Annotated in this window: 19 protein-coding genes; 10 read left to right on the forward strand and 9 right to left on the reverse strand. The window is 65.3% G+C overall.

From position 1 onward, the window contains the following. Window positions 1-55: 55 nt before the first annotated feature. A complete protein-coding gene (locus EIP75_RS24515; RefSeq protein ID WP_233584774.1) occupies window positions 56-337 on the reverse strand; it encodes a hypothetical protein in 282 nt (93 codons plus the stop codon). A gap of 265 nt (window positions 338-602) precedes the next feature. On the opposite strand from EIP75_RS24515, the gene EIP75_RS09465 reads away from it, so the two are divergent. Together EIP75_RS09465 and EIP75_RS09470 are read left to right on the forward strand one after the other, a co-directional pair. Then, complete coding sequence (locus EIP75_RS09465) at window positions 603-3032, forward strand: PAS domain-containing hybrid sensor histidine kinase/response regulator family protein (protein WP_199758540.1); 2430 nt, start codon at window positions 603-605, stop codon at window positions 3030-3032. Window positions 3033-3037: 5 nt separating this feature from the next. Continuing rightward, entirely contained in the window at window positions 3038-4504 is a 1467-nt protein-coding gene (locus EIP75_RS09470) for a M20 family peptidase (RefSeq protein WP_199758541.1), read from the forward strand. A gap of 46 nt (window positions 4505-4550) precedes the next feature. Here EIP75_RS09470 and EIP75_RS09475 read toward each other — a convergent pair whose 3' ends face one another. The 5 genes from EIP75_RS09475 to EIP75_RS09495 form a co-directional block, all read right to left on the reverse strand. Further along, a complete protein-coding gene (locus EIP75_RS09475) occupies window positions 4551-8861 on the reverse strand; it encodes a chemotaxis protein CheB (protein WP_233584775.1) in 4311 nt (1436 codons plus the stop codon). 80 nt (window positions 8862-8941) lie between these two features. Next, window positions 8942-9172, reverse strand: a complete 231-nt coding sequence (locus tag EIP75_RS09480) for a hypothetical protein (RefSeq protein WP_125243014.1) — start codon at window positions 9170-9172, stop codon at window positions 8942-8944. A 104-nt stretch (window positions 9173-9276) separates the two neighbouring features. Next, window positions 9277-9594: an RNA-binding regulator gene (gene rbp, locus EIP75_RS09485; protein ID WP_125243015.1), complete on the reverse strand. Its 318-nt coding sequence runs from the start codon at window positions 9592-9594 to the stop codon at window positions 9277-9279. Window positions 9595-9681: 87 nt separating this feature from the next. Continuing rightward, the gene (infA, locus tag EIP75_RS09490) at window positions 9682-9945 is read right to left on the reverse strand and encodes a translation initiation factor IF-1 (protein WP_125243016.1); all 264 of its coding nucleotides are present in this window, start codon (window positions 9943-9945) and stop codon (window positions 9682-9684) included. 35 nt (window positions 9946-9980) lie between these two features. Then, window positions 9981-10217: a hypothetical protein gene (locus EIP75_RS09495; protein WP_125243017.1), complete on the reverse strand. Its 237-nt coding sequence runs from the start codon at window positions 10215-10217 to the stop codon at window positions 9981-9983. A gap of 369 nt (window positions 10218-10586) precedes the next feature. On the opposite strand from EIP75_RS09495, the gene EIP75_RS09500 reads away from it, so the two are divergent. From EIP75_RS09500 to EIP75_RS09530, 7 genes are all read left to right on the forward strand, one after another. Next, window positions 10587-11471: an STAS domain-containing protein gene (locus tag EIP75_RS09500; protein WP_125243018.1), complete on the forward strand. Its 885-nt coding sequence runs from the start codon at window positions 10587-10589 to the stop codon at window positions 11469-11471. Window positions 11472-11498: 27 nt separating this feature from the next. Next, a complete protein-coding gene (locus EIP75_RS09505; RefSeq protein ID WP_125243019.1) occupies window positions 11499-11906 on the forward strand; it encodes an STAS domain-containing protein in 408 nt (135 codons plus the stop codon). Beyond that, the gene (locus EIP75_RS09510; RefSeq protein ID WP_199758542.1) at window positions 11899-12288 is read left to right on the forward strand and encodes an anti-sigma regulatory factor; all 390 of its coding nucleotides are present in this window, start codon (window positions 11899-11901) and stop codon (window positions 12286-12288) included. Before EIP75_RS09505 ends, EIP75_RS09510 begins: the two co-directional genes overlap by 8 nt. Window positions 12289-12308: 20 nt before the next feature. Further along, on the forward strand, window positions 12309-13331 hold the full coding sequence (locus EIP75_RS09515) for a SpoIIE family protein phosphatase (protein ID WP_125243021.1): 1023 nt from the start codon (window positions 12309-12311) through the stop codon (window positions 13329-13331). Next, window positions 13328-15106 carry an ATP-binding response regulator gene (locus EIP75_RS09520; RefSeq protein WP_125243022.1) on the forward strand — a complete coding sequence of 593 codons (1779 nt, stop codon included), beginning with the start codon at window positions 13328-13330 and terminating at the stop codon, window positions 15104-15106. Before EIP75_RS09515 ends, EIP75_RS09520 begins: the two co-directional genes overlap by 4 nt. Further along, window positions 15106-16743, forward strand: a complete 1638-nt coding sequence (locus EIP75_RS09525; RefSeq protein WP_125243023.1) for a response regulator — start codon at window positions 15106-15108, stop codon at window positions 16741-16743. Before EIP75_RS09520 ends, EIP75_RS09525 begins: the two co-directional genes overlap by 1 nt. 154 nt (window positions 16744-16897) lie before the next feature. After that, window positions 16898-17986: an AraC family transcriptional regulator gene (locus EIP75_RS09530; RefSeq protein WP_158622793.1), complete on the forward strand. Its 1089-nt coding sequence runs from the start codon at window positions 16898-16900 to the stop codon at window positions 17984-17986. Window positions 17987-18014: 28 nt separating this feature from the next. On the opposite strand, the gene EIP75_RS09535 is transcribed toward EIP75_RS09530, so the two are convergent. From EIP75_RS09535 to EIP75_RS09545, 3 genes are all read right to left on the reverse strand, one after another. Then, complete coding sequence (locus EIP75_RS09535) at window positions 18015-18890, reverse strand: metal-dependent hydrolase (RefSeq protein ID WP_125243025.1); 876 nt, start codon at window positions 18888-18890, stop codon at window positions 18015-18017. A 118-nt stretch (window positions 18891-19008) separates the two neighbouring features. Further along, window positions 19009-19476, reverse strand: a complete 468-nt coding sequence (locus tag EIP75_RS09540; RefSeq protein WP_125243026.1) for a DUF2834 domain-containing protein — start codon at window positions 19474-19476, stop codon at window positions 19009-19011. Between the two features lie 97 nt (window positions 19477-19573). Further along, window positions 19574-19852 carry a DUF1653 domain-containing protein gene (locus EIP75_RS09545; RefSeq protein WP_125243027.1) on the reverse strand — a complete coding sequence of 93 codons (279 nt, stop codon included), beginning with the start codon at window positions 19850-19852 and terminating at the stop codon, window positions 19574-19576. A 189-nt stretch (window positions 19853-20041) separates the two neighbouring features. Between EIP75_RS09545 and EIP75_RS09550 the strand changes: the two genes are divergently transcribed. Further along, window positions 20042-21784, forward strand: coding sequence for a long-chain fatty acid--CoA ligase (locus EIP75_RS09550; protein WP_125243028.1), 1743 nt, complete (start codon window positions 20042-20044; stop codon window positions 21782-21784). Window positions 21785-22067 lie beyond the last annotated feature (283 nt).

The following is a 22067-nucleotide window of genomic DNA, read 5'->3' on the forward strand; positions in this document are numbered from 1 at the left end:
GGCTCAATGCCCGTTGCCCAGTGCCGGGCTCTGTGGCCCGTGGCACGCAGAATCGTCAGACAGGTGTCTTGCGTGGACGCCCCGGCTTCAAAGGGTCCAGTGCATCGAGCGCCACCTTGAGCCTGGCGTCGCTGAGGCTGGCCAGGGCATGCAGCCCCGCGCGCAGCAGTTCGCTCTTCTTGGCGGGTCGCTTGAAACCGAGTGCCCGCTGCTTGAGCTGGTCGATCAGCTGGAAGTCATTGCCTGGCATGGTGAAGCTGTCTCGCACAAGCTTGTGCTTGAGCTTCTTGGCAGGCTGCAACTTCTCGTCTACCGTATTCTTGGCAGGCGCTTTCACTGCAGGCTTCACAACGGATTTCACCGCAGCTTTCGGCGCCTTCTTGGCGGCCGTCTTGCGCGCCGCAGGAGCGGCCTTCCTGGTTGACACAGGCGCTACAACGGGCGCCTGCGAAGGTGCTGCAATGGCTGGGTCTTTGGCTTTGGTGGCAGAGGTCACGGCAATTCCTGAAAATAGTATAAACAATTTATACTATAAACAAGCAACCAAGACAATCCACGACGCCGCGATGCGGCCAACGCTTCCCCTATGATGGCCGCTCACCATGAGCACATCATTGTTTTCATCCTTTGCAGCAGGCGGTGGAGAGATGGGCCAGCGGGTACGAGCCTTCGACTGGGCGGCCACCCCCCTGGGGCCCCTCTCTGGCTGGCCTGCCGCGCTTCGCATCACCGTGGACCAGATCCTCGCGTCCAGCTTCCCGTCTTGCCTGTTCTGGGGCCCGGAGCTCATCGCCATCTACAACGATGCCTTCCGGCCTCTGATGGGCTCCAAGCCGGAGGCGCTTGGCCAGCCTTTCCATGTGATCTGGGCAGAGGCCTGGACCCAGTTGTCACCCATTGCAGCCAAAGCCCTGGCCGGCGAATCCACCTTCATCGAGAACTACCTCGTGCGCGTCGATCGCAGCGGCATCCTGGAGGACGCGTGGTTCACCTTCAACTACGGCCCCGTGTTCGATGAACACGGCACGGTCGTGGGCATGCTCGACACTGTGGTGGAAACCACCACCCAGGTGCAATCCCGGCAACGCGGACATGCCGAGCGCGAACGACTGCAGGCCTTGCTGCGGCAGATGCCCGGCTTCGCCGCCGTGCTGCGCGGGCCTGACCATGTGTTCGAGTTCGTCAACGAGGCCTATGTCGACATCGCCGGCCCGCGCGACTTCATCGGTCGCAACGTGCGCGAACTGTTTCCCGAACTGACCGGCCAAGGCTTCTACGAGATCCTGGACGAGGTTTATGCCAGCGGTCAGCCCTTCCGGGGCGACGCACTGCCAGTCACCCTCGACAGAGAAGATGGTCACCGCTACATCAACCTGCTGTACGAGCCCATCCGCGACGCGGCGGGCCGGGTGGAGGGCATCTTCGTCGGCGGCTACGATGTCACGGACCACGTCGCGGCCGAAGCCAACCTGCGCGAACTCAATGCTGAGCTTGAGCAGCGCGTGATCGAGCGCACCCTGTCGCGAGGCAAGGCCTGGAATGTCAGCCCCGAGTTGCTCTGCGTGATCACTGCGGACGGGCACTTCGAAACCACCAACCCTGCCTGGCACAAGACGCTGGGCTGGACAGAGGCAGAGATGGCCACCCAGGGCTTTCGTGGCCTGGTCCACCCCGAAGACCTGTCCGCCTCCCTCGATGCCTGGGCTGAGGCCTTCGAGCGCCAGCAACCGGTGCTGCACTTCGAGAACCGCTACCGCGCCAAGGATGGCGCCTGGCATTGGCTGTCCTGGGTGGCGGTGCCGGAAGACGGCAAGGTCTACTGCATCGCCCGCGACGTGAGCGCGGAGAAGACACGGCAGAGAGCGCTGGCCGAGACGCAGGAAGCGTTGCGCCAATCCCAGAAGATGGAGGCGATCGGCCAGCTGACCGGCGGCATTGCACACGATTTCAACAACCTGCTGGCCGCCATCAGCAGCAGCATGCAGGTCATGAAGATCCGCGCGGCGGCCGGTCAGCTCGACGACCTGGGCCGATACCTGGAGGTCGGCGAACGATCGGTGCGACGCGCAGCGGCGCTCACTCAGCGTCTGCTGGCATTCTCGCGACGCCAGACCCTGGACCCACGGCCCACCGATGTCAATCGCTTGATGACAGGCATGGCCGACCTGGTGGAGCGTACCGTCGGGCCGTCGGTGCAGGTGGTGCTGGCCCAGGCGCCCGACCTGTGGGGCACCCGCGTCGATGCCCCGCAGTTGGAGAACGCGCTGCTCAACTTGTGCATCAATGCCCGTGACGCCATGCCCAACGGCGGCACCATCACCCTGGCCACCCACAACGAGGTGGTGGACACGCGCCTGGCCGTTGAGCGAAAGATGCCTCCGGGTGACCATGTCCAGATCGACATCATCGACCACGGTACCGGCATGCCGCCCGAGGTGCTGGCACGTGTGTTCGATCCATTCTTCACGACCAAGCCGCTGGGCCAGGGCACGGGCCTGGGGCTGTCCATGGTGCACGGCTTTGTCCACCAGTCCGGCGGCCATGTCCACATCGACTCCAAGGTAGGCCATGGCACCACCATCAGCCTGTACCTGCCTCGCCACATCGGCCCAGCCGACCAAGAGGATGCGGCGCGGCAAGTGGCTGAGGCCCCGCCCACCGGCCAGGGTGAAACCGTGCTGCTGGTGGAAGACGAAGACACCCTGCGGGACCTGTTCCGTGAGGTGCTGGAGGATGCAGGCTACCGCGTCATCATCGCGGCAGATGGGGCCGCCGGGCTGCGCGTGCTGCAAGGCCAGGACAAGGTGGACCTGCTGGTGACCGACGTGGGCTTGCCCGGCGGCATGAATGGGCGGCAGCTGGCGGATGCCGGGCTGGCCCTGCGCCCCACGATGAAGGTGCTGTTCGTGACCGGCTATGCCGATGCCAACGCCGTGGGAGCGAACGGGCTGCTGGATGCCGGGATGGCACTGATCACCAAGCCATTCGACCTGGCGGACCTGGTCCGCAAGGTGAAGGAGATGCTGTGCTGAAAAGAATGCTCCTGGCCCTCATGGCCCTGGTGGTGCTGCTGGCCGCAGTGGTGGCCATCAACACGCTGCGTCATGGATCTCAGCAGCTCTCCGTGCCGCCTGCGCCAGCCATCACACTGGATGAGCAGGTCATCACCGACACGCTGGCGGGTGCCGTCCGTTTCCGCACCATCGCAGACCGCGACCATGCGGATGCCTCCGCAGAACAGTTCCAACAGTTCCACGCCTTCCTCGCGCAGCGCTTTCCACGCGTCCACGCCACGCTCAAGCGCGAAGCCATCTCCCAGTACAGCCTGCTGTTCACCTGGGCAGGCACAGACTCCAGCCTCAAACCCATCGCGCTGATGGCGCACCAGGACGTGGTTCCGGTCGCGCCGGGCACCGAGCAGCACTGGCAGGAAGATCCCTTCGCCGGTGTCGTCAAGGGCGGCTTTGTGTGGGGCCGCGGCGCCTGGGACGACAAATCGAACCTGGTGTCGCAACTGGCCGCCATCGAGCAGCTCATCACCGAAGGCTTCAGGCCGAAGCAGACCATCTACCTGGTGTTCGGCCACGACGAAGAGGTCAGCGGCCTTCGCGGCGCGCTGGAAGTGGTCAAGGTCTTGCAACAGCGCGGTGTCAAACTGGATTTCGTGATCGACGAAGGTCTGCTGATCACCGAAGGCGTGATGCCTGGCATCGACAAGCCCGTGGCCCTGATCGGCATCGCAGAAAAAGGTTACCTTTCGGTCGAGTTGAAGGCATCGGCGACGCCCGGCCACTCCTCCATGCCCTCGCAGGGCAACGGCGCCATCGCGATGATGAGTACCGCCCTGCGGCGCCTGGATGACGAGCAGTTGCCCGCCAGCCTGCGCGGCGTGGCGCAGGAAATGTTCGAGACCATCGCACCTGAGATGAGCGGTTTTCAGCGCGTGGCCTTGTCGAACCTGTGGCTGTTCAGCCCCATGGTGCAGCGCCAGCTCGAGAAAAAGGCCAGCACCAACGCCGTGATGCGGACCACCACCGCGCTGACCGTGGTGCACGCCGGAGAAAAAGACAACGTGCTGCCCGGTGAGGCCCATGCCACGGTGAATTTCCGGCTGGTGCCGGGCGACACGCGCGCCCACGTGATGGAGCACGTCAAGTCAAAAGCGGGCGATGGCTTCGAGCTGACCGCACTGCCCGGCAGTGCAGAGCCCTCGGCCATTTCGCCAACCCAGTCGCCCTCTTATGGCCTGATCAACCGGACGGTGCGCTCGCTGTTTCCGGGCACGGTCGTGGCGCCAGGCCTGATGATCGGCGCCACCGACTCGCGGCACTTTGCGCCCATCAGCGATCACATCTACCGGTTCTCACCGGTGCGCGCAAAGCCTGAGGACCTGCCGCGCTTTCATGGCACGAACGAGCGCATATCGACCGCCAACCTGATGGAGCTGGTGCGCTTCTATCACCAGCTCATTCGCTTGGCCTCGCAGGAGCCGCCTGCGCCCTGACGAGCGGCACCGCCACGTCCATGCCTTGAGATGCTGGACGGCTGACTCACGCATCTCTGTAACGGGCCATGGCATCACCAATGGTGATCCTCAATGCGTCCAACTCGAGCGGCTTGCCGATGTGTGCGTCGAAACCGGCTTCCAGGGCCTTCAAGCGATCAGCCTCGCGCGCCATGCCGGAGACCGCGACCATCGGCACGCGGCGCGTCTCTTCGGCAGCGCGCAACTGCCGGGCAAGCCAGTAGCCATCGCGTTCAGGCATCGCGATGTCGGACACCACCACGTCGAATGTCTCACTGCGCGCGGTGTCCAGCGCACGCACTGCCGTATTGACGGCCACGACGCTGGCACCCTCCAGCTTGAGCAGATCCGTGAAGGCGCTGAGAAGCAGGAGCTCGTCATCCACCAGCAAAATGCGCAAGCCCTCCAGCTGGCGCTGGTCGGCCTGGGGCGTTGTTCCTGCGCTCGCGCCGGCACCAGACAGAGGTAGCCATACATGGAACTGAGACCCGAGCCCCGGGCCTTCCGAGGTGGCATCGGCCTTTCCACCATGAAGCTCAGCCAGTTGCTTCACGAGGGCCAGGCCAATCCCAAGACCTGTCTTGCTTCGGCTGGTGCCTGTGTCCACCTGCCGGAACATCTCGAAGATGTCACCGAGCAGCGCCGGCTCGATGCCCACGCCCGAGTCGGCCACGGTCAACTTGGCCATGTCGCCATCGATCGTCAGGCTCAGCCGGATATCACCACGCAGCGGGGTGAACTTGATGGCGTTGGTCAGCAGGTTCCACACGATCTGCTCGATGCGCACCGGGTCCACCATGGCAATCAGTGGCTCCGCGAGCTCGGCCTCCAGGGTCTGGCCCTTTGCGGCGAGCTCGGGGCCCACGGCGTCGACGATATTGCGGATCAGTCCCGGCAGGTCGACCATTGAGGGCGCCAGAACCACCTTGCCCGTGCTGACGCGTGACAGCTCCAGCAGGTCGTTGATGATTTGTGCCTGGCTGGCAACGGCCGTCTTGATGGCGCCGGCAGCCCGCGCCGCCCTGGGCTCCGCGCTGAAACCAGGCAGCCGCTCAAGCAACTGTGCGCTGACCTGGATGACCGCCAACGGGTTCTTCAGCTCATGGGACATCACCGCCAGGAATTCATCTTTCATGGCACCGGCCTTGCGCAGCGTTTCCCGCGCGGTGCGCTCTTCGATCAGTGCCGCCTGCTGCCGCCTGTCTCGCAGTTCGGTGCTGGTGAAGTCTCGTGCGATCTTGGCATAACCCACCAGGCCGCCATCGATCAGGGGCGTCGTGATACCGCTGCAGAAGATCCTTTGTCCATCCTGGCGCACATGCCACCGGTCGTCCTCGGCCCTGCCCTGCTCTTGGGCCCTGCGCATCTCGTCGCGGGGCATGCCCGAGAGCAGGTCTTCAGGGGTGAAGATGAAATCGATCAGCTTGCCTGCCGCCTCTTCGGCGGTGTAGCCGAAAACGCGTTCTGCACCGGGGCTCCACGATGAGATGGTGCCGGCTTCGTCCATCGTGATGATGGCGTAGTCGCGCATGCTGTCCGCGACCAGCCGCATCCGCTGCTCACTCAAGCGCAGGCGTTCTTCGGCAGCCCGGCGCGAAGACACGTCGAACAAGGTGAAGATGGCACCGCTGATGCGGTCCTCGCTGGTGCGGTAGGGCAGGACGCGCGTGAGGAACCAGCGCCCATCGGAGCTTCGGACCTCACGCTCCACACGGCGGAGGTCCCGCAAGACCTGGCTGGCATCCGCGGCCAGTTGAGGGTAGTCGAGCCGGTGGGTGATGTCGAACAGCGGCCGCCCGACGTCTGCGGGGCGCAGGTTGAACAGCGTCGCGGCTTGGGGCGTGAAGCGCTTGATGCGCATCTCACTGTCGACGAAGACAGCGCCGATCTCGGCCGATACCATCAGGTTCTGCAAGTCGTCATTGGCCTTGCCGGTCTCTTCGATCTTGAGCCCCAGCTCCGCATTGACGGTGGAGAGCTCTTCGTTGACGGCTTGCAGCTCCTCCCGGCTGGTCTCGAGTTCCTCGGTGGTCGAACGCAGCTCCTCGTTGATCGTCTGCAGCTCTTCGTTGGACGCTCGCAGCTCTTCGGTCGATGCCGCCGACTCGCCCCGTGTGCTGCGCAGCTCATCTTGCGTCCTGCGCAAATCAGCCTCGAGTGCTTCGATCACCGGGTCGCGATCAGGCACTTGCTCTTCACCAGGGGCCATCGTCTCTTCAGACTCGTCGAAGGTCACCAGGAACAGCCCACCAGGGCTTTCGTCCAGCGCAGGACGTGCCGTGATGCGAACGAAGCGCTCCTGGCCATTGACCACCAGCTGGATCCGCCGTGACTCGACGCTGCGCCCCGTTCTCGCGGCTCGTGACAGAACAGCCCGCAAGTCCGCCCGGAGTTCGGGGCGGGCCAGGGCCGTGAGCTTGTTCGAAGGAGCCCCGGCGGGAAGCCGGAGCAGGTGGGCCGCGCGCTCGTCGACCTGGAGCGCCGTGTCATCGGCGTCAACCAGCACCGAGGGTGGTGCATGGTTGGCACGCACACGCTCATGCAGCATCTCCAGCGGTGGCCTGTTCAGGCTGGCAACAGCCCTTTCCGGCATCGACGCGAGCGGATGGAGATGCTGCAGGTTCGGCACGGGTGGCAACTCGACGGCAAGCCGCGTCGTCGTGTTGACCTGGTAGATGCGGTGACGCTTGTCCTGGACCACGAACAGGCCATCCACCAGATCGGCCGTCTCCGAGGAGCCCAGGAACAGAAGCCCACCGGGATTGAGCGCGAAATTGAAGCTTTGCAGCAGTTGGGCCTGCGCCGCGCGGTCCAGGTAGATCAGGACATTGCGGCAGCAGATGAGGTCCATCTTGATGAACGGCGGATCGCTCAGGACGTTGTGGGCCGAGAACACGACACAGTCACGGATGGCCTTGTTGATCCGGAACTCGTGCATGCCATCCGTGAAGAACTCAGCCAGCCTCGCCGCCGACACATCGGTGGCGATGGACGGCGGGTAGGCCCCGGTCCGTGCTGCCGCCACCGCCCGCTTGTCGATGTCGGAGGCAAAGACCTGTATCGCAGCCGCAGGCCCCAGAAGTTCACGAAGAAGGATGGTGACTGAATATGCCTCCTCGCCCGTGGCACAGCCCGCGATCCAGGCACGGAAGGGCTGATCGGTGTCACGACCGGCCAGGTACTTGCCCAGCGTGGCGGCCAGCGCGGCGAACGAGTCCGGGTCGCGGAAAAAATTGGTCACGCTGATCAGCATGTCCTGCAAGAGCGCCTGCGTCTCTTTGGGCTCTGCCTGCAGCAGGCGGCTGTAGCTCGGCAGGTCAGGCAACGCATGCACCTGCATCCGCCGCTCCAGGCGGCGCAGGACGGTGGCGCGCTTGTAGCGAGAGAAGTCGTGGCCGGTGCGCTCACGCAGCAATGCCTTGATGGACACGAGCGCCTCTTCGGCCAGGTGCTGTTCATCCGCCGCCACGGGCCGAACCTCAAGGTCACGCGGCGGCGTCGGGAGTTCGATGCGCTTGGCGTTCTCCCACAGTTCCACCAGTTTCCCGGGGATCTCGGCCACGGGCAGGACGAAATCCACCAACCCCGTCGAGACCGCGCTGCGGGGCATGCCATCGAACTCCGCATCCTCGGCGCTCTGGGCGATGGACACCCCGCCGAGCTCCTTGATCCGCTTCAAGCCCTGCGACCCATCGCTTCCGATGCCCGACAGGACCACGCAGACGGCCCGCTCCCAGTGCGCCTGCGCGAGGCTACGGAAGAAGAGGTCGATGGTTCCCCGCCGGCCTTCGACGGTTTGCATTGCACTGACGCGCAAGTGACCATCAGACATCGCCAGCTTGTTCGCTGGGGATATCACGTAGACACGGTTCGGTTCGATGGGCGTCGACCGCTCGACAGTCATGACAGGCAACTTGCAGACACCCTGCAGGATCGGCCCGAGCGAGCTCTCATGATCCGGAGAGAGGTGCATCACCACAACGAAGGCCATGCCTGAATCGGCCGGCATGCCGCTGAACAGCTGCCTCAGGGCGGTCACGCCCCCGGCCGATGCCCCAATCCCTACCACCGGAAAGCCCAGATGGCCTTTCTCGATACGCAGCTCTTGTGGGTCTGCCCGTTCGTCGTCGTTGGCCATGCTGATCCTTGAGCTCAGGGAAGGTGACGACGAAGTCAAGCCACCACAGAGATCAAGCGCTTCTCTGATGATCGCGTGCGTCTCGGCACAAGAACAGACTCCGGTATGCGGGGCCATTCTGGCGATTTCACGGGTACTGATGCGCTCATTGTACGCCCCGGTAGACGGTCTCTCGGCCCGTCCTTCAGCACCGCACATGGGCGCTCACGCATCCCCGGTTGAAACAAAAAAGCCCCGCTAGCGGGGCTTCATTCAATCGCTGATCTCAACCACTGCGCTCAAGAACGCATCCGATGCACCCCGGCCACAGCCCGGGTGTCCACCTGCCGGCAGACGTTCTCGCCGGTGGTCGTCAGTTTCAGGCCACCACCTTCCCAGGTGAGCCAGTCCAGCAGCACGAAGTCTTCAATGTGGCTCTCTGGGATGTCGCAAGCACGACACCGTTGCAACGCGTCGACCGCGTCCTGCAGAGCTCCACGCAGCAACGACATGCTGTTCTGGGTTTTCATTCGCGGTACTTTCGTAAACCGCCCCAACATCGGGGCGCCGCTACATCAGGCGCCCATCTTGACGGAAGGTCAAGAGGGATCCACCTTCAACCCGGTGACAGTTATCAATAACCGCCGCGGTTGTTACCACCACGGTAGCCGCCACCGCCGCCACCGAAACCACCCGAGCGCTCTTCACGGGGACGGGCCAGGTTCACGACCAGGGCACGGCCGTCAACGGTTTGGCCGTTCAGGCCTTGGATGGCGCTTTGAGCGTCAGCAGCCGAGCCCATTTCGACGAAGGCGAAGCCCTTGGAGCGACCGGTGTCGCGGTCCATCATGACCTTGGCCGAAGACACTTGGCCGTATTGCGAGAACTGCTGCTGCAGATCGTCGTCACGGGTGGAGTAAGACAGATTGCCGACGTAGAGTTTGTTTTCCATGAGGAAACTTTCAGGTAGATACCGCGTAAAAACAATGAATGCGCGGCGTTGAGAAAAGCGAAAACCAGGGCCTGGGGATACCAGGCATCAGAACCGGCGACGAGCCGGTGCGCCGCCACCACCGCTGCGCGGCTCGAGATGCCGGAAGGTGATGCGGCCTTTGGTGAGGTCGTAGGGAGACAGTTCGAGCGAAACTTTGTCGCCCGCCAGGATTCGGATGTGGTGCTTGCGCATCTTTCCGCCGGTGTAGGCGATCAGCGTGTGGCCGTTTTCCAGCGTCACGCGGAAGCGCGAATCAGGCAGGACTTCGTCCACCTGACCACGCATTTCAATGAGTTCTTCTTTCGCCACGGCGTACCTTGGTTGCGTTGATCGAATTGTGGGGATCAGGCCGACAAGCCCGAAAGATGGAGACAACCCTCGCCCTGTGCCAATGCGTAGTGAATGGCAGCCTGGGGAGTTGTGAACAGCGGGACAAAGCGAAACACCCGGTCATGGGTGCCGCGGCCGCGGCCACTGCGGATCGACAAAGAGGCCTGATGCTGACCGCAATCAGTTTGCTGACTGAAGGCGGAGAAGACGAACTTGCCGAGGGCGCGCGTGTGTGCAGGGAGAATGTTCAAGAGATATGTGCAGCCATGCGGAGCATGGGTGTGTCAGCAACGAGGGGGTGTAAACAACCCACCGTTGAACCAGAAAAGACGCCACCTGCAACTGCGTCAAGAGTGCGGGCGTCGAGCCAGACAACGCTTGCCTGGGAGGGGGCGATCTCGTGTCGGATCGCCCTGCTGAGAATGCTCTGCCTGGTGGGCGAGCAAGTCGACAACGTGCTGCGGAGGTAAGCGGAGCTGCAGCACTATCAACCATCATAGCAGCGAATCGTGAGATGCGCCAACAAGAATCATGAAGTTACGTCTTGGTGTGCGCATCGAAACCTGCGGGGCGTGTGTGTTTACACGCCTAGAATGGTTGCTCTACTAGGAGCACATCCCATGGTCAAGGCTGGAAGCCAGGTCGTATCCAAACTGTTCGCGGCTCACGAGCCCGAAATCCTGGCCGAATGGTCTCAGCGCCTGAAGGACGACGGCGCCCTTCACAGCGGCCGCATCCGCGAGACAGAACTGAACAGCCAATGCAAGAGCTTCCTGGCAGCCCTGCGCCTGGCCCTGGACAGCGGCGCCACCAACACCGACGAAGCTGCCTTCGGCGGCGTGCGCGATCTGCTGACCGAGATTTCTGGCAGCCGGGCAGAGCAGGGCTTTTCGCCGCGCGAGACCGCCCTGTTCGTGTTCTCGCTGAAGCAGCCGCTGTTCGATGTGTTCCAGCGCCACAGCAAAGAGAATGCTGCCGCCTCCCTGGAAACCAACTGGGCCATCGGCCTGCTGCTCGACCGCCTGGGCCTGTTCGTGGTGGAGGCCTACCAACGCAGCCGCGAATCCCTGATCGTGCGCCAGCAGCAGGAAATCTCCGAGCTGTCCACCCCTGTGATCAAGCTGTGGACCGGCATCCTCGCCCTGCCCCTGATCGGCACGCTGGACAGCGAGCGCACCCAGGTGGTGATGGAGAACCTGCTGGAATCCATCGTCACGCAGAGTGCCGAGATCGCCATCATCGACATCACCGGCGTGCCCACGGTGGACACGCTCACCGCCCAGCATCTGCTCAAGACCATCGCGGCCGCGCGCCTGATGGGCGCCGACTGCATCATCAGCGGCATCCGCCCGCAGATCGCGCAGACCATGGTGCACCTGGGCGTGGAGCTGTCCGTGGTGTCCAAGGCCACCCTGGCCGACGCCTTCCGCCTGGCCCTGGCACGCCAGGGTCGCACCGTGACCAAGGTGCGCAACGCGGCGCTGGGTTCGCCCTCCGCCGAATAACAACGAAAGGCACAGGAGCCTCGCAACGTGGATCGCATCCCTATCCTCAAACTGGGCAAGGCGCTGCTGGTCACCATCCAGGTCGACATGCACGACCAGTTGGCCACCGCGCTTGAAGAAGACCTGACCAACATGATCGTGTCGACTGGCGCGCGCGGCGTGCTGATCGACATCTCCGCGCTGGACATCGTGGACAGCTTCATCGGCCGCATGCTGGACAACATCGCCGCTGTCTCGCGCATCCTGGATGCGGACACGGTGGTGGTGGGCATGCGCCCGGCCGTCGCCATCACCCTGGTGGAACTGGGCCTGTCGCTGGGCGGTGTCAAGACGGCGCTCGATGTGGACCGCGGCATGGCATTGATCAGCCAGCGCACTTCTTTTGGCCACACCGACGCCGACGACGACGGCGACGAAGAAGACGCCGGTGATTGAAACCCAGGACATCCGCAGCTCGGAAGACGTGGTGCGCGTGCGCCAGAAGGTGCGCACATTGGCCGTGCAGGTCGGGCTGGGCCTGGTGGACCAGACCAAGATCATCACCGCCGCCAGCGAGCTGGCACGCAACACGCTGGATTACGGCGGTGGCGGGCATGTCGAACTGGAGGCCCTGATGCTGCCGCGCCGCGGCCTGCGCCTGGTCTTCATCGATGAAGGCCCGGGCATCAAGGACATCGACGCGGCCCTGCGTGATGGCTTCACCACCGGCAAAGGCATGGGCCTGGGCCTGGGCGGGGCCAAGCGCCTGTCCAGCGAGTTCGCCATTGAATCCAGCCCAGGCAAGGGGACACGCATCACCCTGGCACGCTGGAAATAGTCCCCCAACAACAAGGCCCCATGTTCGAAGTGCTCGTGTCCGATCCCAGTCAGGTGGCGGAGGCGCGCAGACGCGCCGCCGCCGCTGCCGTCGAGGCGGGCTTTGGAGAGGTGGCCATCGGCCAGGCCTCGCTGGTGGCCACCGAGCTGTCATCCAACCTGATCAAGCACGGTGGCGGTGGCCGCCTGCTCGTGGGTGCGGGCAACCGCACCCTGGATCTGCTGGCCCTGGACAGCGGCGCCGGCATGGCCGATGTGCAGGCCTGCATGGCCGATGGCTACTCGACCGCAGGCACCCGTGGTCAGGGCCTGGGCGCGGTACAGCGGCTGGCGCAGTCGCTGGACGTGGGCTCGTGGCCCGGCGGTGGCACGGTGGCCTGGGCCCGGCTGGTGTCCGCCGAGGGCGATGGGCCAGGCGGCCTGGCCCAGAACATTCCACGCCCACCGGTATTGCGCAATGCCGGCGTGTGGGCCGTGCAGACCCCGATGCCGGGTGAGGACGTGTGCGGCGACGGCTGGGACTGGCATGGAGATGCCGCCGGCCGGACCGTGTTCGTGGTCGATGGCCTGGGCCATGGCACGGAGGCTGCCCTCGCCGCCAACGCGGCGCTGGCCGTGTTCCGCCGCCATGCGGACGCACCGCCCACCGAGATCGTGGAGGCCGTGCACCAGGGCATCCGGCACACGCGGGGCGGCGCCATCGCCGCCGCCCGCATCGACTGGGCCAGCGCCACGGTGACTTTCGCCGGCCTGGGCAACATCGCCGGGGCACTGCTGCTGCCCTCGGGCCAGACCCGCCGCATGGTCTCGCTCAATGGCACGGCAGGGCACAACGCACGCAAGGTGCAGTCTTTCGAGTACCCCTGCCCCGACAACGCGCTGATGGTGATGCATTCCGACGGCATCGGCACGGGCTGGTCAGGTGAACGTTACACGCCGCTGCTGTGGCGCCACCCCATGCTGATGGCAGGCGCCCTGTACAGGGATTTCAACCGGGGCCGGGACGACGCCACGGTGGTGGTGTGCGGGACAGGCCGACCATGACCAGCGCGCCCATCAAACACATCAGCCTGGGCACCATGCACCTCGTGTCCGCGGAGGACGTGGTCGCCGCGCGCCTGCACGCCCGAAAGGCGGCCGAGATCCTGGGACTGGACCGCCAGAGCCAGACACGCATGGCCACGGCCGTCTCCGAGATCACCCGCAATGCCTTCACCTATGCAGGCAAGGCCCGGGCCGAGTTCGTCATCGATGGCAATGCGCCAGCCCACACCTTCATGGTGGTGGTCTCCGATGATGGGCCCGGCATCGACGATCTGCACGACGTGCTGGAGGGGCGCAAGGTCTTTGCGCCGGGCCGAGGCAAGGGCCTGCCGAGCGCGCGTCGCCTGGTGGACCAGTTCGACATCCAGAGCGCTCCCGGGGGCACCATGGTGCGCCTGGCGCAACGCCTGCCCCAGGGCGCGCTGCTGCGGCTCACACGGGAGGCCCAGCAGGCCATCGCGCAACTGCTTTCGAGCCATGCGGGCGCAGACCCCATCACCGCCCTGCAGGATCAAAACCGCGAGATCATCGAAAGCCTGAATGATCTGCAGGACCGCCAGGCCGAAACGGCACGACTGAACCTGGAGCTGGAAGAAACCAACCGCGGCGTGGTGGCCCTGTACTCCGAACTGGAAGAGAAAGCCGAGCAACTGCGCGGCGTGAGCGATACCAAGTCGCGCTTCCTGTCCCACATGAGCCATGAGTTCCGCACACCGTTGAACTCGATCCTGGCCTTGGCCCGCCTGCTGGTGGACCGCGTGGACGGCGACCTGAACGCGGAGCAGGAGCGACAGGTGCAGTACATCCGCAAATCGGCCCAGAGCCTGCTGGACATGGTCAACGACCTGCTGGACCTGGCCAAGGTGGAGGCCGGCAAGGTGGATGTGAAGCCGGTGGAGTTCAGCGTGGACAGCATCTTCGCCTCGCTGCGCGGCACCTTGCGCCCCTTGCTCACCAACCCGGCGGTGGATCTGCTGTTCGGCCACACGCCCCAGTTGCCGCTGATGCTGGCCGATGAGCAGAAGGTGATCCAGATCCTGCGCAACTTCATCGCCAATGCGCTGAAGTTCACCGAGCAGGGCCATGTGCTGGTCGAAGCCCGGCACGATCCGGCCCGCCAGACCATCGTGTTCTCGGTGAGCGATTCGGGCATCGGGATCGCGCCACAGGACATCGCCCGCATCTTCGAGGAGTTCTCGCAGGTGGATGGGCGGCTGCAACAGGGCGGCACCGGCCTGGGCTTGCCGCTCGCACGCCGCCTGGCCCTGCTGATGGGCGGCGAGGTGCGGGCCACCAGCCTGCCAGGCCAGGGATCCACCTTCGAGCTGATCCTGCCCGTGAGATTCGGCCAGGTGCTGAGCCCGCAGCCCGACAAGGGTGAGGATGGGCGCACCGGCCATGTGCTGGTGGTGGACGATGAAGAAGCCTTCCGCTATGTGCTGCGCCACATCGCACAGGACGCAGGCTACGAGGTGCAGGAGGCTCCGGATGGGCTCTCGGCCTTGCAGTCGGTCGCCGAGCATCGTCCCGCGATGATCTTCCTCGATCTGGCCATGCCGCAGCTGGACGGCTTCGGCGTGCTGGAGCGGCTGGCGAAAAGCCCTGAACTGGCGAACATCCCCGTGGTGGTGTGTACTTCACAATTGCTGTCTATCGAGCAAAAGCGATTGCTGGCCGGCGCCCATGCCATCGTGCTCAAGCAGGACGTGTCCCGCGACGGCCTGACGGCGCTCATTCAATCCGTGACACGAGACCACCAAGCAAGGAGCGGTTGATGCCCAACACCGGCGCCCCCCCCACCATCCTCAATGTGGACGACACGGAAGTGGCGCGCTACACGAAGAACCGCACGCTCACCCATGCGGGCTTCACGGTGGTGGATGCAGGCACGGGGGGCCAGGGGCTGGAACTGGTCGAATCGCTGCGCCCGGCCCTGGTGCTGCTGGATGTGCGCCTGCCCGACATCAACGGCATCGAGGTGTGCCGCATCATCAAGGCCCGCTGGCCCAGCACCGTGGTGCTGCAAACCTCGGCCACCTTCACCAGTTCGAGCGACCGCATACGCGGCCTGGAAGGCGGCGCCGATGCCTACCTGATCCAGCCCATCGACCCCGATGAGCTGGTGGCCTCCGTCAAGGCCTTGCTGCGCCTGCGCGCGGCCGAGGAGTCCATGCGCCAGCTCAATGCCACGCTGGAACACCGCATCGAAGATCGAACGCGTGACCTGAACGATGCCAACCTGCGCCTGCGCGAGCAGATCGAGCAGCGTGAACGGGCCGAGGCCGCGCTGGTGCAGGCCCAGAAGATGGAAGCCGTGGGCCAACTGGCCAGCACCATGGCCCACGATTTCAACAACATCCTGGCGTCGTTGATGGGCTACCTGTACCTCATCAAGCGCCGCTCCAGTGACCAGCAGATCCGCGACCTGGCCGACAAGGCCGTGAAGGCGGCCGACCGCGGCAAGCGGCTCACGGCCCGCGTGCTGACCTTCTCGCGCCAGGGCGAGGCGGCCGTGACCATGCTGGACGTGCACGCCACGCTGGCCGGCATGCAGGAGTGGCTGGCCCACAGCGTGGGCCCCTCCACCCAGCTGACCATGCCACCCGAAGGCAGCCAGCGCCTCGTCGCCCTGGTCGATCTGAGCCAGTTCGAGCTGGCCTTGCTGAACCTCGTGATCAACGCACGTGACGCCATGCCGGGCGGCGGGCACATCGACATCCAGGTGCGCGAGGAGACGCTCGAAGCGCCCGAAGGCGAGCTGCCGGCCGGCCGCTATGTGGTCGTCTCGGTGAAGGACTCGGGCACCGGCATGCCGCCCGAGGTGGTGGCCCGCGCCTTCGACCCCTTCTTCACCACCAAGCCCGCGGGGCGCGGCACCGGCCTGGGACTGGCGCAGGTGATCAATTTCACGCATCAATCGCAAGGCGCGGCCCGCATCGAATCGGCGCCCGGCCAGGGCACCTGCGTGTCTCTGTGGCTGGCCGCCGGCGCGCCTGATGCCGCCGTGGCCACGCTGCCGCGCTTCCTGGATTCCGGGCACGATGTGCCCGGCGCCGGTGAGCATGTGCTGCTGGTGGACGACGACGACGACGTGCGCAACACCGTCTCGCAGATGCTGAGCGACGCGTCCTACCATGTCACGCCCGCCGCATCTGGCCGCGAGGCCCTGGACCTGATCCAGCAACGCGTGCCCGATGTGCTGGTGCTGGACATCGCCATGCCCGGTATCAGCGGCCTGGTCGTGGCCAAGGAAGCCCGCCGCCAGACGCCCGATCTGCCCATCCTGTTCATCAGCGCCCATGCGCAACGAGATGTCATCGACGCCGAGATCGGCAACGCGCACCTGCTGCGCAAGCCCTTCCTGAGCCACGAACTGAACACCGCCATCCGCCGCTGCCTGGACGCGCGCTGAGCCGCTGACAAGCGCCGCACATGACAGTACGGAAGCGGCGGCGACACGCCCCCTGAACAGGGCCTGTCATTGGGGGCTGGTGCGGTCATGGATGACCGGGATGGTCAGACGCGCCCGGGGTGCGCACAATGCAGCACACTGCCCCGCGGTCACCATGAACCCCAGCCTCCACCGGCAACTGCAAGCCCTGCACTTCCCTGTCCAGTACGTCGAGATCACCGAATCGCTGGTGCGCGCGCGTGGCGGCGACGTGGCCAGCGTGCGCCGACGCTGTGGCCTGCCGCCGCAGAATGACGCCACTGCGCCGCAGCCTGCCATGATCGACGGGCACCAGTTGCAGATGGTGATGCAGATCAGCCGGGAGCACTGCCTGCCGGGCATGCCCACCTCGCTGCAGGTGCTGGCGCACTTCCCGCTGACGGCGCACGGTGTGGTGGGCATGCTGAGCATCGCCTCGGCCACGCTGGGCGAGGCCCTGGACATGGCGCTGCAGTACCACGCGCTGGTGATGCCGGTGTTCAGCATGCGCCGCGAAAACCTGCCCGGCGGCGGCGCCACCGTCGTGATCGAGCAGGTGGCCGATTTCTCGCCCTTCAACGAAGGGCTGGCCGAGCTGGTGGTGGGCACCTTCCGCAACGTGGCGCCTTACACCACGCTGGAAAAACCAGTGGTGGACGTGTGCTTCCCGCATGCACCATGCGAGCCCGATCAGCAGGCAGCTTACGAACGCTTCTTCGGCGCCCCCGTGCGCTTCAATGCGCCCTACCTGGGCTTCACCATCTCGGCCGAGGCGCTGCGCACGCCCATGACCACCGGCAACCGTGCCACCCGCGACAGCCTGGAGGCGCTGCTGCGTCGCCAGGCGCCCGAGGGCAGCATGCGGCGTCCCACGCCGATCACGCAGCGCGTGCGCCAGGTGGTCGGCGACGGGCTGAGGCGAGGCGCCCTGCCCCAGGTCTCGCGCGTGGCCGATGTGCTGGCGATGTCACCGCGTTCATTGAGCCGGCACCTGCAGGATGAAGGCACTTCGATGTCGCGCATCGTCGAGCAACTGCGCATCGAGCATGCCGAGCGCCTGCTGCTCAACAGCAAGCGACCGGTGCAGGAAGTGGCGCGCCAGGTGGGCTTCGCCGATGCGTCGAGCTTCTCACGCGCGTTCCGCCGCGCGACCGGGCGCACGCCGCTGGAACTGCGTGCCGCCGGGCTGCCGCTGACGGACGCCGCACCCGAGCCCCAGGCCTGAAGACCCGGGCCTCAGGGCCCCTAGCACCTCAGCGCGCGAGCACGTTCAACGCATCGGACGCTGCAATCGGATCGCCCGTTCGATCGAAGGCCTGTGTCCAGGCCTCGTAGGCGTTCATCTCCTTGTGCTGCCAGGGGTGGAAGCCAGGCTTGTAGTACGTGAGGTAATAGCCCAGCGCCGGCAGGAACACGCCGCCCGGCTTGTACATCCACCACAGGCCCTTGGTCCACAGGCCCAGGCGCTTGAAGAAGCCGAATCCATCGGCCTTGAACATCTGGTTCATGGTCCACATGACACCGATGGGGTACTCGATGCTGAAGTACACCAGGCCCAGCACACGCTGCAGGTAGCCCACCTTGGCCACCTTCTGCAGCACATCGAAGGCCACCGCCTTGTGCTCGACCTCTTCGATGGAATGCCAGGCGTACATGGCGCGCACGCGGGGATCGAAAGGCTCGACGATCTCGCGGCGCTCCATGAAGGTGGTGCACATCATGGCCGTGAGGTGCTCGGCCGCCGCCGTGTAGGCGAGGTTGAAGGACTTGGGCCACCACTTGAGCTGCCACCGGAACTTGGCATCGAGCATGCGCTCCATCCACGGCACGTTGATGCCCTGCTTTTCCAGCAGCTTGTTGAACTGGATGTGCACCATGCCGTGCTGGGCCTCCTGGCGGATGAAATCCCGTGCCTCGTCCTGCAGGTGCGGATCGGTGATCTGCTCGCGGTAGTTGCGCACCGTGGTGATGAAGTAGCGCTCTCCCACAGGGAAGGTGATGGACATGGCGTCGAACAGGCGTGTCTTGAACGGATCTCCCCCGTTCCAGAAGCGTGGAATGCCGCTGTCCAGGCGGAATTCCAGCTTTTCTCGGGGCTGGATAGGGCGTTGGTCGTGGGTGCTGCTCATGGGCGTCTCCGGTTGAAGGTGGCCGCACGACCACGGGGCCGCGCAGGGACGAGCCGATCCACCGGCCAGGCCCAGGAGGCACCGGCGCGTCGGCTCAGGAAAAGAATGGGGGTGGGTTCTAGAAACCCGGAGGCAGGCCCGGCACCGCCAGGCCAAATGAGAGTGCGGTGTAGCCCAGGGCCACCACCAGCACCACGGCCATGCCGAGCCAATCGCCAAAGGCCAGGCCCGCGCCTTCGCGGCCTTCGCTGCGGCGGGCGCGAACCACCTCGCGGTGGACCAGGAACAACGGCACGAAGGTGCTCACGCCGATCAGGATCGAGCCCAGGATGTACCACCACACGCCGCGCAGGCCCAGGCTGCGCGCCTCGCTCAGCATCCACAGCCACACGGCCATGCACAGCACGATGAGGTCGACACCCAGGAAGCGGCTGGCCGGGTTGACCAGGGTGTCCTGCCAGAAACGCACATTGGCCTGCACGATGCCCAGCGGCAGGTAGCTGAGCGCATGGCCCCAGGTACCGACCAGCGCCAGCAGCGCGATCAGGGCATAGAGCAGGCACAGCAATTTCTGTTTGGCGCTCACGTCGGGGTCCTTTCGGAACATGCAGAACGTTCGGATCTCGTCATGGTGCCCATTGCATCAGAAGCGGCTGGGCATGGGCGGCCAGGGCTGTGCCGATTCAGCCAAGGTGGCCGGCATCGGAAGCCAGGGGCGCATCGGCCTCCCAGGCGAACCGCGGACAGGTGCGGCCATCCAGCTCGACCATGCCCATGAACATCTCGTAAGGCCGCACCCACAGGGCGCCTTCGCCATACAAGGGGCGGTAGACCACCACGGGTTCGAAGGTCTCGCTGTGGCGGGCCACGCCATAGGCCTGGTACAGCCGGCCCTTGTAATGGCGGTACAGGCCCGGGCGCAGCGGCGGCAGGGGCGGGGCGGGGCGGTTGTCATCATTCATGGGCGAATGATAGGCGCGGGCACCGAACCGTGAGATGGCGCACAAAAGCTGTTCCACCCCATGGAATGCACCGCTTTGACACAGGGACGATCCGGATACGCGCGAACGACCGGAAGGGTTAAACCGTTACATCAGAAATGCAACGGATGAAGATGCTCTTCGACACCCTCCAAAGCCGACCCACACACCATGTCTGACGCACTGCAATTCCGCCCCGCCCACCCCAACCCCAACGCGCCGCACCTGGCCCACTGGCCCGCACGGCTGCCACTGAGCATCACCGTGCCCGAGGCCACGCTGTGGCACAACCTGGAGGTGTCGGCCGCCCGTTATCCGGACAAGGTGGCCTACCTGTTCATGGGCCAGGCGATCACCTACGGCGAGCTCAAGCGGCGCGCCGAGGCGCTGGCCGGGTGGCTGCAGCACGAGGCCGGCGTGCGCCCCGGTGACCGTGTGCTGCTGTACACGCAGAACTGCCCGCAGTACGTGATCGGCTACCACGCCATCCTGCGCGCCCAGGCCGTGGTGGTGCCCGTGAACCCGATGAACAAGGCCGAGGAGTTCAAGCACTACATCACCGATGCGCAGGCCCGCGTGGCGGTCTGCACGGCCGATCTGGCCGGGATCGTGCACGAGGCCAACCAGGGCGTGCCGGCCAATGAGCGCCTGCGTCACGTGGTGGTGTCGCGCTACGCTGATCAGATGCCGCCCGAGGGCCAGGACGATGCCAGCCTGAACGCCCCGGCCCCGCTCATGCAGTGGCTGCGCGCCGAGCACCCGCTGCCCGAGGGCTTCACGCGCTGGACGGATGCCCTGGCACTGAACCATGCGCCCGCGCCCTACCTGGGCCACCCCGATGACCTGGCCCTGCTGCCCTACACCTCGGGCACCACCGGCCTGCCCAAGGGCTGCATGCACACACACCGTTCGCTGATGCACAACGCCATCGGTGGCGGGCTCTGGGGCCAGTCCACGGCCGACAGCGTGGTGCTGGGCGTGGTGCCGCTGTTCCACATCACCGGCATGCTCTACGGTGTGCTGGGCCCCATCTACAACGGGGCCACCGTGGCCCTGATGCCGCGCTGGGACCGCGAGCTGGCGGGCAGCCTGATCTCCAGGATGAAGGTCACACACTGGACCTGCATCCCCACGATGATCATGGACCTGTTCAACAGCCCGAACTACAAGCACTTCGACCTGTCCAGCCTGTTCTACCTGAGCGGTGGCGGCGCGGCCATGCCCGAGGCCGTGGCCCAGCGCCTGAAGGACGAGTTCGGCCTGACCTTCTGCGAGGGCTACGGCCTGACCGAGACCGCCGCGCCCACACACGCCAACCCGCCCGAAGGCGCCAAGCTGCAGTGCCTGGGCATGCCGATGTTCGGCACCGATTCACGCATCATCGACCCGACCACGCTGCAGGAGCTGCCTGCCGGGCAGGTGGGTGAGATCGTGAGCCATGGGCCCATGGTGTTCCAGGGCTACTGGCGCCACCCGGAGGCCACGGCCGCCGCCTTCATCGAGATCGATGGCAAGCGCTTCTTCCGCACGGGCGACCTGGGCCGGGTCGACGATGAAGGCTACTTCTTCATCACCGATCGCCTCAAGCGCATGATCAATGCGAGCGGCTTCAAGGTCTGGCCTTCGGAGGTGGAGATGCTGCTGTACAAGCACCCCGCGGTGCAGGAGGCCTGCGTCATCTCCGCTCGCGACGACTACCGCGGCGAGACGGTCAAGGCCGTGGTGGTGCTGCGCCCCGAGGCACGCGGCAAGGTGAATGAGCAGGAGATCATCGACTGGGCGCGAGACCAGATGGCCGCCTACAAGTACCCCCGCATTGTGCAGTTCTCCGAGAACCTGCCCAAGTCTGGCGCTGGCAAGGTGCTTTGGCGCGTGCTGCAAGAGCAGGAACAGGCGTCCCAGGCCCCCGCCTGATCTGTTCTGCTGACGTTGCTCAGGTTGCGGGCTGAGACAAACCTGAATGCCCTGGGCGTTGACAGCGCCCACAACGCGCCCCCATACTGCAGCCATGTTGTCGCAAGCCCCGTTCACCGCCCTGAACCTACTAGGCACCCCGCCCTCGGCTGGGAGTGCACATTGCTTGCGCACATAGCCTGACACCCACCCTGTCAGGCCAACAACCCCGGCTCGAGGTCGCCTCCGCCGGGGTTTTCATTTGTGCGCCGCACAAAATCGATCCAGCAGATCGGACCTCTCG

The sequence above is a fragment of the Aquabacterium soli genome, from assembly GCF_003933735.1.
Classification (GTDB): Bacteria; Pseudomonadota; Gammaproteobacteria; order Burkholderiales; family Burkholderiaceae_C; genus Aquabacterium; species Aquabacterium soli.